At 71.9% G+C, this 11,928-nt stretch carries 12 protein-coding genes; 7 read left to right on the top strand and 5 right to left on the bottom strand.

What is annotated here, in order from left to right; translation table 11 throughout:
- The first annotated feature begins 111 nt into the window (after nt 1-111).
- Both ACZ4M5_RS24950 and ACZ4M5_RS24955 read left to right on the top strand, forming a co-directional pair.
- Nucleotides 112-753, top strand: coding sequence for a nucleoside/nucleotide kinase family protein (locus ACZ4M5_RS24950; RefSeq protein WP_467740045.1), 642 nt, complete (start codon nt 112-114; stop codon nt 751-753).
- A gap of 194 nt (nt 754-947) precedes the next feature.
- Nucleotides 948-1,376 carry a CBS domain-containing protein gene (locus tag ACZ4M5_RS24955; RefSeq protein WP_467740046.1) on the top strand — a complete coding sequence of 143 codons (429 nt, stop codon included), beginning with the start codon at nt 948-950 and terminating at the stop codon, nt 1,374-1,376.
- A gap of 119 nt (nt 1,377-1,495) precedes the next feature.
- Here ACZ4M5_RS24955 and corA read toward each other — a convergent pair whose 3' ends face one another.
- Nucleotides 1,496-2,623 (bottom strand): magnesium/cobalt transporter CorA, encoded by a 1,128-nt coding sequence (gene corA, locus ACZ4M5_RS24960; protein WP_467740047.1) that lies wholly within the window; start codon nt 2,621-2,623, stop codon nt 1,496-1,498.
- A 307-nt stretch (nt 2,624-2,930) separates the two neighbouring features.
- On the opposite strand from corA, the gene ACZ4M5_RS24965 reads away from it, so the two are divergent.
- Nucleotides 2,931-3,722 carry a methyltransferase domain-containing protein gene (locus ACZ4M5_RS24965; protein WP_467740048.1) on the top strand — a complete coding sequence of 264 codons (792 nt, stop codon included), beginning with the start codon at nt 2,931-2,933 and terminating at the stop codon, nt 3,720-3,722.
- Nucleotides 3,723-3,791: 69 nt separating this feature from the next.
- Here ACZ4M5_RS24965 and ACZ4M5_RS24970 read toward each other — a convergent pair whose 3' ends face one another.
- Nucleotides 3,792-4,799, bottom strand: coding sequence for a carbohydrate kinase family protein (locus ACZ4M5_RS24970; RefSeq protein ID WP_467740049.1), 1,008 nt, complete (start codon nt 4,797-4,799; stop codon nt 3,792-3,794).
- Nucleotides 4,796-5,704 carry a pseudouridine-5'-phosphate glycosidase gene (locus ACZ4M5_RS24975; RefSeq protein WP_467740050.1) on the bottom strand — a complete coding sequence of 303 codons (909 nt, stop codon included), beginning with the start codon at nt 5,702-5,704 and terminating at the stop codon, nt 4,796-4,798. The genes ACZ4M5_RS24970 and ACZ4M5_RS24975 overlap by 4 nt, the downstream gene beginning before the upstream one ends.
- A gap of 202 nt (nt 5,705-5,906) precedes the next feature.
- Here ACZ4M5_RS24975 and ACZ4M5_RS24980 point away from each other — a divergent pair, with 202 nt between their 5' ends.
- On the top strand, nt 5,907-6,335 hold the full coding sequence (locus ACZ4M5_RS24980) for a VOC family protein (protein ID WP_467740051.1): 429 nt from the start codon (nt 5,907-5,909) through the stop codon (nt 6,333-6,335).
- 16 nt (nt 6,336-6,351) lie between these two features.
- Here ACZ4M5_RS24980 and ACZ4M5_RS24985 read toward each other — a convergent pair whose 3' ends face one another.
- Both ACZ4M5_RS24985 and ACZ4M5_RS24990 read right to left on the bottom strand, forming a co-directional pair.
- Entirely contained in the window at nt 6,352-6,906 is a 555-nt protein-coding gene (locus tag ACZ4M5_RS24985) for a methylated-DNA--[protein]-cysteine S-methyltransferase (protein ID WP_467740052.1), read from the bottom strand.
- A gap of 64 nt (nt 6,907-6,970) precedes the next feature.
- Nucleotides 6,971-7,843: a glycerophosphodiester phosphodiesterase gene (locus ACZ4M5_RS24990; protein WP_467740053.1), complete on the bottom strand. Its 873-nt coding sequence runs from the start codon at nt 7,841-7,843 to the stop codon at nt 6,971-6,973.
- A gap of 288 nt (nt 7,844-8,131) precedes the next feature.
- Here ACZ4M5_RS24990 and ACZ4M5_RS24995 point away from each other — a divergent pair, with 288 nt between their 5' ends.
- The 3 genes from ACZ4M5_RS24995 (at nt 8,132) to ACZ4M5_RS25005 (ending at nt 11,907) form a co-directional block, all read left to right on the top strand.
- A complete protein-coding gene (locus ACZ4M5_RS24995) occupies nt 8,132-9,004 on the top strand; it encodes an MHYT domain-containing protein (RefSeq protein ID WP_467740054.1) in 873 nt (290 codons plus the stop codon).
- A 40-nt stretch (nt 9,005-9,044) separates the two neighbouring features.
- On the top strand, nt 9,045-11,189 hold the full coding sequence (gene uvrB, locus ACZ4M5_RS25000; protein WP_467740055.1) for an excinuclease ABC subunit UvrB: 2,145 nt from the start codon (nt 9,045-9,047) through the stop codon (nt 11,187-11,189).
- A 139-nt stretch (nt 11,190-11,328) separates the two neighbouring features.
- Nucleotides 11,329-11,907 (top strand): TerD family protein, encoded by a 579-nt coding sequence (locus ACZ4M5_RS25005; RefSeq protein WP_369196340.1) that lies wholly within the window; start codon nt 11,329-11,331, stop codon nt 11,905-11,907.
- Nucleotides 11,908-11,928: the final 21 nt, after the last annotated feature.

The following is an 11,928-nucleotide window of genomic DNA, read 5'->3' on the forward strand; positions in this document are numbered from 1 at the left end:
GATCACGGGGGGCGACGTGGCCGCCGCCCTCCCGGCCGCCCAAGGAGCGCGCTCCCTCGCGCGGGGGCCGGTGATGTCCGCGCCACCTCCCTTGCCGCTCCCTGACGCATCATGGGCCGTGTGCGACTGGAAGCGATCACCTGGGACCGGCTCGGCGACCTGCTCGCCGAGCGCCTGCTCGAACTGAAGCCCGCCGACGGCAGTCCCTGGCCGCGTATCGCCTTCGACGGCGCCCCCGCGGCCCGCCCCGGCGACCTCGCCCGGCGCGTCGGCGAGGCGCTGCGCGTACGCGGCCGTCCCTCGCTCGTCGTCGGCACGGAGGGCTTCCTGCGCCCCGCTTCCGTGCGTCTGGAGTACGGCCACCGGGACGTGGAGGCCTACTACGGCGGCTGGTACGACACCGGCGCCCTGTGGCGCGAGGTCTTCGGCCCTCTCGAAGCCGCGGGCGACGGGCGGGTCCTGCCCGACCTGTGGGACCCGGCGACCGACCGCGCCACACGCACCCCCTACGTCCAACTCCCGCCCGGCGGCGTCCTGCTGCTGCACGGCCCCTTCCTCCTTCGGCACTGGTTCCCCTTCGATCTGAGCGTCCACGTCCTCCTCTCCCCGGGCGCCCTGCGCCGCCGTACTCCCGAGGACGAGCACTGGACCCTCCCGGCCTTCGAGCGCTACGAGCAGGAGACCGACCCGGTCCACACGGCGGACGTCCTGGTGAGGGCGGACGACCCACGGCACCCCGCGTGGGGCGGCTGAGCGGATCCGCCCCACCGTTGCCGTGTCGCGGTCACCGGCCGAGCGAGACGTCCCCGGCCTCCGGAGCGCGAGCGAGCGGGCGGGCGCGCCGACGGGCTCCGTGTGCGGGCACGTCGGGGCGCGGCGAGAATGGAGGGCCGGGACTCGCGGCGTGTCCCGCGCCGCACCGGCCGTCCGGCACCGGGAGGCAGCTCATGACCACCGCCGGAGACATCATGCACCGCGGCGCCCAGTGGATCCCCGCGCACGAAACCCTCGACCGCGCGGCCCAGCTCATGCGCGAGCTGAACGTCGGTGCCCTGCCCATCAGCGACGAGAACGAGCGACTGTGCGGCATCCTCACCGACCGCGACATCGTCGTCGGCTGCGTGGCCGCGGGGCACGACCCCGCCCGCGTCACCGCCGGCGACCTGGCCAAGGGCACGCCCCGCTGGATCGACGCGGACGCCGATGTCAGCGAGGTGCTCCACGAGATGCAGGAACACCGCATCCGCCGGCTCCCCGTGATCCAGGACAAGCGGCTGGTCGGCATGATCAGCGAGGCCGACCTGGCCCGGCACCTGACGGACGGCCAGATGGCCGCCTGGGCGGAGAGCGTCTACGCCAGGACCACCACGGCCTGACCCGCCCCGCGCCCGGACGCTCCCTGCGAAGCATCAACCGGGCGGGCACGCCCTGGGCGGGGCGCCACCCGGGAACCCTCGTCGTCGCGGCTGACGGAGCACCCCGCAGCGTGCTCCGGTCAGAGCCAGCCGGTGCGCCGGAACGTCCGGTACAGCGCCAGGCACGCGACGGATATGACGGCGAGGACCATGCCGTAGCCGTACCGCCAGTGCAGCTCCGGCATGTGGTCGAAGTTCATGCCGTACACCCCGCACACCATCGTCGGCACGGCGATGATCGCGGCCCAGGCGGTGATCTTCCGCATGTCCTCGTTCTGCGCGACCGTGACCTGCGCGAGGTGCGCCTGCAGGATGGAGTTGAGCAGTTCGTCGAAGGCGGCGATCTGCTCCTTCGCGCGCAGCAGGTGGTCGGCCACATCGCGGAAGTACGCCTGTATCTCGGGGTCCACCACCCGCTGCGGCCGGGTGGCGAGATCCTCCAGCGGCCGGCTGAGCGGCACCACCGCCCGCTTCAGTTCGAGCAGTTCCCGCTTGAGCTGGTAGATGCGCCCGGGGTCCGCCCGCGCCCCGGTCTCCGCGAAGACGTCCGTCTCGACCTGCTCGATGTCCTGTTGCACCGCGTCGGTGACGCTCAGGTAGTCGTCCACCACGTGGTCCGCGATGGCGTGCAGCACCGCGGACGGACCCTTGGCCAGCTGCTCCGGTCGCGACTCCAGCTCCTCGCGCAACGGCCCGAGTGAGCCGTGCCGGCCGTGCCGCACGGTGACGACGAAGTCGTGCCCGACGAACACCATGATCTCGCCCGTGTTCACCACCTCGCTGGTGGCGGTGAGTTGCTCGTGCTCCACGTAGCAGACCGTCTTGAACACCGCGAAGAGTGTCTCGCCGTACCGCTCCACCTTCGGACGCTGGTGGGCCTCGACCGCGTCCTCCACCGCCAGCGGGTGAAGGTCGAAGAGCTCGGCGATGCCCGCGAACTCGGCGTCCGTGGGCTCGTGCAGACCGAGCCAGACGAATCCCTCCCGGTGCTTGCGCACCCGCTCCACGGTCTCCACCAGATCGCCGCTCGCGGTGACGCGCACGCCGTCCCGGTACGTCACGCAGTTGACCACCGACGAGCCCAGGGGGGACCGCGCGGGGTGACTCAGGTCGACACGCGGACGCCGCCGGGCCAGACGGGCCACCTTGCGCAGGCCGCCGACCCTGCCGAGGCTCGTGACCTTCCGCAGATTCCCTGCCATGGACATCCGGATCTCCTTGCGTGGACTTCTCGCGCCGTCCTGCGCCTTGGCGCGCCAGTCTGCCAGCCTCGGGCGAACGGTGTGCGAGCCTGTGGATACGGCTCGTTCCGCTTGGTTCCCGGCTGTGGAAAGCCAGGTCGCAGCGGCCGTGGCCCCGGCGTGACGGCTCTCGCGCACCGGTGTGACGGCTCTGGCGCACCGGCGTGACGACCTTGGCGCACTGACCGCTTCGACGTCCGGCGGGTGCCACGCGGTTCTCCGTCCCGGAGCGTCGACCGGTACGACAAGTCGCCTCAAATGGGATGATCCCGGCATGACGCAAACCGACGGACACGTCCTCGACGACCGGAAGCACGAGGCGGTGAAGCACTTCAGCGCCTTCGCCGCCCTCTTCGATCCCACGACGTTCCGGCAGCTCGACGCCCTCGGCGTGGGGTCGGGCTGGCGGTGCTGGGAGGTCGGTGCCGGCACCACCGTCGTCTCCTGGCTGGCCAAGAAGGTCGGCCCGACCGGACGCGTCGTGGCGACGGACACCGACCCCGCACGGCTCGCCTCCGCCGCCCGGCCGCCGGTCGAGGTGCGGGTGCACGAACTCGGCGCACAGGAGCCGCCCGGGGAGGGTTTCGACCTGGTGCACGCCCGGCTGGCCCTGGTCCACGTCACCGACCGGGAGCGGGCGTTGCGGTCCATGGTCAGGGCGCTGCGCCCCGGCGGACGCCTCCTCGTCGAGGACGCCGACCCCGCTCTGCAGCCCCTGCCCTGCCCCGACGAGCACGGGCCCGAACAGCAGCTCGCCAACCGGCTGCGCCAGGGCTTCCGCACGCTCCTCGCCGAGCGCGGCACCGACCTCCCCTGCGGCCGGACCCTCCCGCGCCTCCTGCGTGAGGCAGGACTGAGCCGCGTCCAGGCCGACGCCTACTTCCCGCTCGCCTCGCCGGCCTGCGCCGCGTTGGAGGCCGTCACCATGCGCCAGATCCGCGACCAGCTCGTCGGCGCCGGCCTCGCCACGGAGCAGGACATCGACCGGCACCTGTCGAACGTCACCTCCGGCACGCTCGACCTGACGACGGCTCCGATGATCTCGGCGTGGGGGCGCAAGCCGTAGCCGGGTGGGCGGCGGGGAGATGCGCCGGGGCGCGCGTCGCCTCGGCACGCGACCGTGCGGAGCCGCACCTCACCCGCTCGCCGGCGGTCTGCCACCCACCCGCGCCACCGCAAGCGCACCGGCCCGGCACCCCTGCGCCGCGGCGTCCTGCGGACCGGCTCCCGCCAGCAGGGCGGCGAGGAACCCACCGGTGAACGCGTCACCGGCACCCGTGGTGTCCACGGGCGCCGCCGGTACGGCCGGGACGCGGGCGGTCACCTTTCCCGCACGCGCCACGAGCGCCCCCTCGCAGCCCTGCTTGATCACCACCAGCGGAACGCGCAGGCTCAACTCGGCCGCCGCGTCCGACGCGTCACCCAGCCCCGTCAGCAGGCACGCCTCGTCCCGGCTCGGCAGCAACACGTCCACGCCGTCGACCAGCGACAGGAACCGCGCCGGGCCCAGACCGGCGAGAAAGCCGGCCGACGCGGGATCCACGCTCACCGGCACTCCCCGCGCGCGTGCGGCCCGCAGCGCCACCGCCACCAGCGCCCGGCTCGGTTCGGAGAACAGGAGGTAGCCCGACAGGTGCATCCGGGCCACCCCGTCGAGCAGCCCGTCCGACCAGTCGGCGGCGTCCAGCCGCAGTGACGCGCCGCTGTCCGTCAGGAACGTCCGCTCCGCCGCGGCGCTTGCGTCCACCATGCAGATCACGGTGCCGGTGGGCAGATCGGCGTCGACGACGAGCTGCGGACGCACCCCGCGGGCGACCAGTTCCCGTTCGTGCCACGCGGCCGCGTCCGCGCCCACGCGACCCACCAGGCGCACGTCGGCCGCTCCTTGGTGAGCCGCCCAGCACGCGACGTTGGCCCCGGCCCCGCCCGGCACCGTGCGGATCGACGCGGCCGTGTCCGTACCGGCCGCCAGCGGACCGCGGTGCCGCGCGACGACATCGGTGATGACGTCCCCGACGACCAGCAGAGCCCGCCCCTCAGCGCGATTCCCTGCGCCGGCACCGACCGCCTCGGCCTTCGTGGGGCCGGTGCCGGGGCCCAGGCCACCGACGCCACACGCCGCCGAGCGGCTGGCTGCGCTCATCCCCGCGCCCAGGCCGCCGCGATCCGGGCCGCCAGGCGCACGTTGCCGCGCACCGCCGCCAGGTTGGCGCTCAGGGACGCCCCGTCGGTGTGCCGGACCAGGTAGTCCAGCAGGAACGGGGTCACCGCCTGCCCGGTGACGCCCTCGGTCTCGCAGGCGTGCAGCGCGTCCGCGAGCACGCGCGCGTGCAGCTCCGGGTCGAGCTGCTCCTCCTCGGGGACGGGGTTGGCGACGATCAGCGCGGAATCCGGCCCGGCGAGCCCGTCCTGGGCCCGCATCACGCCCGCGACCTCCTCGGGCGTCCGCAGCGTCCAGTCGACGGGATGTCCCGAGTCGGAGAGGTAGAAGCCGGGGAAGCGGTCCGTGCCGTACCCGGCGACCGTGACGCCCAGCGTCTCCAGCCGCTGCAGGGTCGCCGGCACGTCCAGGATCGACTTCACACCGGCGCACACCACGGTGACCCGCGTGCGCGCCAGCAACCCCAGGTCGGCCGACTCGTCCTGCGTCACCGTCCACTCCCGGTGCACCCCACCGAGCCCGCCCGTCGCGAACACCCGCACGCCCGCCAGAGCGGCGAGCAGGGCCGTGGCCGACACCGTGGTCGCCCCGCTCGCACCCGACGACACCGCCGGCGGCAGGTCACGGTGGCCGAGCTTGCGGATGCCGTCCTCGTTGGCGACCCGCTCCAGCTGCTCCTTGTCGAGTCCGACACGGGGCCGTCCGTCCAGTACGGCGATCGTCGCGGGTACCGCGCCCTCCTGCCGCACGACCGACTCCAGCTCCAGCGCGACCTGGAGGTTGCGCGGCCGCGGCAGGCCATGGGCGATGATCGTGGACTCCAGGGCCACCACGGGACGCCGCTCCTCGATCGCCGCCCGTACCTCTTCCGACACCACCAGCACCACGCGCCCGCCTCCTGTCAGTCGGCCAGTCGGTTCACCCTCATCTCTGGCGAGCGGCGCCCCGGGCCAAACCCCCGCGTCCGGGCGGGTCCGCCACGCACGCCGGGCCCCCGCGCGCGACTGCCGGCCCCCGCCCGGCGTCCGAGCCCTCGGATCCAAGGCCGCGCCCTTGCGAGCCGCCCTCGCGATCAGGAGTCTGGGACGCATGACGGATCACACGCCGCGTCTCGACCACGTCGTCCTCTGGGTGCGCGACCCCGTCGCCGCCGCGCGCTTCTACGAGGAGGCGGTCGGCCTGGAACCGGTGCGGCTGGCCGAGTTCACCGCCGGCGAGGTGCCCTTCCCGTCGGTACGCGTCAACGCCGAGACCCTCCTCGACCTCATGCCGCTGACCTTCACCCCCCGCATGACGATGCTGCCGGGCTCCGTCGAGAGCGCCGGGCACCCCGTGAACCACGTGTGCCTGTCCCTGCCGCGCGGCGACTTCGACGCCCTCCTCGGCCGGCTCCGGGAACGCTCGGTCCCCGTCTCGGACCCGTCGTACGACTCCTTCGGCGCCCGCGGCAGTGCCACGCGCAGCTTCTACTTCCGCGACCCGGACGGCAGCGTCCTGGAGGCCCGCCACTACGACTGACCACGCCCGCGCTCGCTCAGAACAGCGGCTCGGGAAGCACCCCTTCCAGGGCGAGCAGCTGCCGCTTGGTCTCCAGGCCGCCCCCGAAGCCTCCGATGCCGCCGCCGCTCTCGACGACCCGGTGGCAGGGGACGACCACGGGCAGCGGATTGGCGCCCATCGCCATCCCGACGGCCTGCGCGGCGCCGGGCTGCCCGACCCGTCCGGCCAGATCGCCGTACCCCACGACCGTGCCGTACGGGACGCCGCAGGCCAGCTCGCGCAGCACCTCGCGAGGGAAGCCGGAGATCAGCGACCAGTCCAGCGGCAGGTCGAAGACGCGCCGCTCACCGGCGAAGTAGGCGTCGAACTGGCGTATCGCCTCGGCCAGCAGGGGGGAATCCGGTGCCTCGACGGGCTCGGTGCCCAGCCGCGACGCCAGTCGCTCGACCGCGCGGTCCCGGACCGGGGCCGTGGCGTGGAAGACGACGTTGACCAGGCCGTCCCGGCCGGCGGCCAGCAGCAACGGCCCGATACGGCTCTCGACGACCGTCCACTCCACCCGTGGCCCGGCCTGCCCCTGACTGTCCATGCGCCCACCGTACGTCGCGCCACCGACAACGCCGGACCGCGCAGGACGGAGGGCCGACGCCAGGTCATCCGCCCACGGCGTCCCGCACCACGTCCGGCCGGTTCGTGAGGATCCCGTCGACGCCGTACCCGGCGAACCGGCGGGCCGTCGTCGCGTCGTCGACGGTCCACACGAAGACCTTCAAGGGCCGGCCGTGCGGTCCGGTGAACGACTGCACCGCGGCCACATAGGCCGGCGAGAGCGAGCTCACCGAAGGGTTGACCTGGTCGGTGAAGCGGGCGTAGTCGAGCAGGCCGGACACCGGCGGTGTCCCGAGGACCGCGGTCCGCACCGAGGGCCTGAGCTCGTGCACCGTCCGCACGCTGTCCGGGCTGAAGCTCTGCACGATCAGCCGCGCCGACACGTGCGACCGGTCCAGCCAGCCCTCGTTGCTGAGGACCTTCAGCGTCTGCTGCTCGATGCCCGGATACAGCTCCGGGTTCTTGATCTCCAGCACCAGCTTCTGGTGCCGGCGCTCCAGACGGTCCACGAACTGCTCCAGCGTCGGCACGCGCGCGCCCGCGTAAGCGGGATCGAACCAGCTGCCAGCGTCGAGGCGGGCGATCTCCGCGGCGGTGAAGTCCTTCACCTTCCACGGCGCGCGGTCGGGGAACACTTCCTCGGCGTCGGTGGTGCGCCGCAGATTGTCGTCGTGCACGACGACCAGCTCACCGTCCCTGGTGCGCTGGACGTCGTTCTCCACCCAGCGGATGCCCAGCTCCGCCGCCTTGTCCACGGCGGCCAGCGTGTTCTCCGGGGCGTACGCGGAAGCCCCCCGGTGCGCGATCACCAGGGGCACCGGACTGTCGTCGGCGGCCCGCGCGGGGGAGGGGGGAAAGAGGAGGGCGGCGGTCCCCAGGAGTGCTGTGGTCGAAGCGGCGACAACGCGCGCGTGCATGCGTACTCCTCGTGTCGAGCGGTCGGCGACATCACGGACAGCACAACTGTGACAGCAGAGAGTCGCCGACAGAGGGGCGCGAGATGGCCACGCGTTGAACAGAGGGGGCCCAACTCCGCTCACTGGTACCGCACAACTGCGGCGGGGCCGTGTTTCTTTGCCGGAAAGTCGTTCGACCATTCCGGTGGGAGTCATACTCTTCGCGTCGACCCTGACCGCCCGTGCGGTCCTGGGAGGGGGCGCACATCAGGTATTGCGGGAAGCAAACGGCGGGAAGGGCAGCCGCGCATGCAGGGCACGGTCGACGGATTCAGCTACGGTCTGGTCACACCCCTGGTGGCCTACCTCATGGCCTGCCTCGGCGGGGCACTGGGCCTGCGGTGCACCGCCAGATCCATGCTCGTCACCCAGTCCTGGCGCCCCGGCTGGCTCGCCCTCGGCTCGGCCGCCATCGGCTCCGGCATCTGGACCATGCACTTCGTCGCGATGATGGGCTTCACCGTCCACGGCAGCCCGATCCACTACGACATGGCGATGACCTTCGCGAGCCTGGCCGTCGCGATCGTGATGGTGGGCGTCGGGATCTTCATCGTCGGCTACAAGGGCGCCCGCGGAACGGCCCTGTTCACCGGCGGCACGCTCACCGGCCTGGGCATCGCCTCCATGCACTACCTCGGCATGGCCGGTATGCGACTGCGCGGGCGGCTGGAGTACGACACCCTCACCGTCGGCCTGTCCGTGGCGATCGCCATGGCCGCCGCCACCGCGGCCCTGTGGGCGGCGGGCCAGGTCAGGGGATGGCTGTGGAGCGTCGGCGCGAGCCTCGTCATGGGCCTCGCGGTGACCGGCATGCACTACACCGGGATGGCCGCCCTCGACGTCCACCTGCACGGCACCACCGGGGCCGTCGCGGGGGAGTCGCCCGCCGCCCTGCTCGCCCCCATGATGATCGGCCCGCTCGCCTTCCTCCTGCTCGCCGGGGTCGTGGTGATGTTCGACCCGATGATGGTCATGGGCCGACCCGCCGTCGTCGCCCCCGAGCGCAAGCCCGGCGTCCCCGCCCACCCCCGCGCCACCGTCCGGCACTCCGCCCGCCGCCTGCGTCTGCGCCCCCACCGCCCCGTGGAGCACCGGAGCGCCCGCGCACCGCAGAAACGCTGATCAGAGCCGGTTGTCAGTGGGGGGTCGTACCGTTGATGCCATGCGGCCCGTTTCACAGATCGAACGCTCGGTGGCGCCCTTCGAGGTCGTCAGTCCCTACCAGCCCAGTGGCGACCAGCCCGCGGCCATCGCCGACCTCGCCCGGCGCGTCCAGGCGGGCGAGAAGGACGTCGTCCTGCTCGGTGCGACCGGCACCGGCAAGTCCGCCACCACGGCCTGGATGATCGAGAAGCTGCAGCGCCCCACGCTCGTCATGGCGCCGAACAAGACGCTGGCCGCCCAGCTGGCCAACGAGTTCCGCGAGCTGCTGCCGAACAACGCCGTCGAGTACTTCGTCTCGTACTACGACTACTACCAGCCCGAGGCCTACGTCCCGCAGTCGGACACCTACATCGAGAAGGACTCCTCGATCAACGAGGAGGTCGAGCGACTGCGCCACTCTGCGACGAACTCGCTGCTCACCCGGCGGGACGTGGTCGTGGTCGCCTCCGTGTCCTGCATCTATGGCCTGGGCACCCCGCAGGAGTACGTCGACCGCATGGTCCCGCTCCGCGTCGGTGAGGAGATCGACCGGGACGAGCTGCTGCGCCGCTTCGTGGACATCCAGTACACGCGCAACGACATGGCCTTCAGCCGCGGCACCTTCCGCGTCCGCGGCGACACCATCGAGATCTTCCCGGTCTACGAGGAGCTCGCCGTCCGCATCGAGATGTTCGGCGACGAGATCGAGGCGCTGTCCACCCTGCATCCGCTCACCGGCGAGATCATCAGCGACGACCAGCAGCTCTACGTCTTCCCGGCCTCCCACTACGTCGCGGGCCCCGAGCGCCTGGAGCGGGCCGTCAACGACATCGAGAAGGAGCTGGGCGAGCGCCTGGCCGAGCTGGAGAAGCAGGGCAAGCTCCTGGAGGCCCAGCGTCTGCGCATGCGCACCACCTACGACATCGAGATGCTCCGCCAGATCGGCACCTGCTCCGGCGTGGAGAACTACTCGATGCACTTCGACGGCCGCCTGCCCGGCTCCCCGCCCAACACCCTGCTGGACTACTTCCCGGACGACTTCCTCCTCGTCATCGACGAGTCGCACGTCACGGTGCCCCAGATCGGCGCCATGTACGAGGGCGACGCCTCCCGCAAGCGCACCCTCGTCGACCACGGCTTCCGGCTGCCCTCCGCCCTGGACAACCGCCCCCTGAAGTGGGAGGAGTTCCAGGAGCGCATCGGCCAGACCGTCTACCTCTCGGCCACCCCCGGCACCTACGAGATGTCCCGCGCGGACGGCTACGTCGAGCAGATCATCCGCCCCACCGGCCTCATCGACCCGGAGGTCGTCGTCAAGCCGACCGAGGGCCAGATCGACGACCTGGTGCACGAGATCCGGCAGCGCACCGAGAGGGACGAGCGCGTCCTGGTCACGACCCTCACCAAGAAGATGGCCGAGGACCTCACGGACTACTTCCTGGAGCTCGGCATCCAGGTGCGCTACCTGCACAGCGACGTCGACACCCTGCGTCGCGTCGAGCTGCTGCGCGAGCTGCGCGCCGGCGAGTACGACGTGCTGGTCGGCATCAACCTCCTGCGGGAGGGACTCGACCTGCCCGAGGTGTCCCTGGTGGCGATCCTGGACGCCGACAAGGAGGGCTTCCTGCGGTCGGGCACCTCCCTGATCCAGACCATCGGCCGCGCCGCGCGCAATGTCTCCGGACAGGTCCACATGTACGCCGACAAGATCACCCCGGCGATGGAGAAGGCCATCGACGAGACCAACCGCCGCCGCGAGAAGCAGATCGCGTACAACACGGAGAAGGGCATCGACCCCCAGCCCCTCCGCAAGAAGATCAACGACATCGTCGCGCAGATCGCCCGCGAGGACATCGACACCGAGCAGCTCCTCGGGTCGGGTTACCGCAAGTCCCGCAAGGACGGCGGCGGCACGAAGGCGCCCGTGCCTGCCCTCGGCAAGGCCACCGCGTCGGCGAAGTCCGCCAAGGGCAAGGGGAAGGCGGCCGAGCCGGCGGTGACCGACCGCCCCGCGGCCGAACTCGCCGAGCAGATCGAGGAACTCACCACGCGCATGCGGGCCGCCGCGGCGGACCTCCAGTTCGAGATCGCGGCCCGGCTGCGCGACGAGGTATCCGAGATGAAGAAGGAACTGCGTCAGATGAAGGAGGCCGGCCTGGCCTGACGGCGTGCCCTGTACGTGCTGTGTTGCAAGACCGACACAAAGTACGTCCGGGGCTACGTCACTGTCAGTGCCCCTGCGTAGGGTTCTGGTCAACCGCGACCGCGCGGCAACAGGGGACGTTCGAGAGGGGAATCAGCGCGTGACCGTCAACATGACCAAGGGTCAGGCCATCAGTCTGCAGAAGAACGACGGGGGCAGCCTGACCGCGGTACGCATGGGTCTCGGCTGGCAGGCGGCTCCCCGGCGCGGCCTGTTCGGCTCGCGCACGCGTGAGATCGACCTCGACGCCTCCGCCGTGCTGTTCGCCGACAAGCAGCCGGTCGACGTGGTCTTCTTCCGCCACCTCGTGAGCGACGACGGCTCGGTGCGCCACACCGGTGACAACCTCGTCGGCGGTGTCGGGCAGGGCGGCGACGACGAGGCGATCCTCGTCGACCTCGCGCGGATCCCCGTCCACATCGACCAGATCGTCTTCACCGTGAACTCCTTCACGGGACAGACCTTCCAGGAGGTGCAGAACGCGTTCTGCCGCCTGGTCGACGAGACCAACGGCCAGGAGCTCGCCCGCTACACGCTCGCCGGCGGCGGCCAGTACACCGCGCAGATCATGGCCAAGGTGCACCGCTCCGGCAGCGGCTGGACGATGACGGCCCTGGGCAACCCGGCCAACGGCCGCACCTTCCAGGACCTGATGCCGGCGATCCTGCCGCTCCTCTGAGGGCACGCCGGCCCCGGCCGG

It is taken from the genome of Streptomyces sp. NPDC026246, from assembly GCF_055567995.1.

Bases quoted from the DNA above. Each gene is read 5' to 3' on its own strand.
- ACZ4M5_RS24965 (WP_467740048.1), top strand. From the start codon at position 2,931: ATGACGCAAACCGACGGACACGTCCTCGACGACCGGAAGCACGAGGCG.
- ACZ4M5_RS24995 (WP_467740054.1), top strand. From the start codon at position 8,132: ATGCAGGGCACGGTCGACGGATTCAGCTACGGTCTGGTCACACCCCTG.
- ACZ4M5_RS24985 (WP_467740052.1), bottom strand. From the start codon at position 6,906: ATGGACAGTCAGGGGCAGGCCGGGCCACGGGTGGAGTGGACGGTCGTC.
- uvrB (WP_467740055.1), top strand. From the start codon at position 9,045: ATGCGGCCCGTTTCACAGATCGAACGCTCGGTGGCGCCCTTCGAGGTC.
- corA (WP_467740047.1), bottom strand. From the start codon at position 2,623: ATGTCCATGGCAGGGAATCTGCGGAAGGTCACGAGCCTCGGCAGGGTC.
- ACZ4M5_RS24990 (WP_467740053.1), bottom strand. From the start codon at position 7,843: ATGCACGCGCGCGTTGTCGCCGCTTCGACCACAGCACTCCTGGGGACC.
- ACZ4M5_RS24980 (WP_467740051.1), top strand. From the start codon at position 5,907: ATGACGGATCACACGCCGCGTCTCGACCACGTCGTCCTCTGGGTGCGC.
- ACZ4M5_RS24950 (WP_467740045.1), top strand. From the start codon at position 112: ATGGGCCGTGTGCGACTGGAAGCGATCACCTGGGACCGGCTCGGCGAC.
- ACZ4M5_RS24955 (WP_467740046.1), top strand. From the start codon at position 948: ATGACCACCGCCGGAGACATCATGCACCGCGGCGCCCAGTGGATCCCC.
- ACZ4M5_RS24970 (WP_467740049.1), bottom strand. From the start codon at position 4,799: ATGAGCGCAGCCAGCCGCTCGGCGGCGTGTGGCGTCGGTGGCCTGGGC.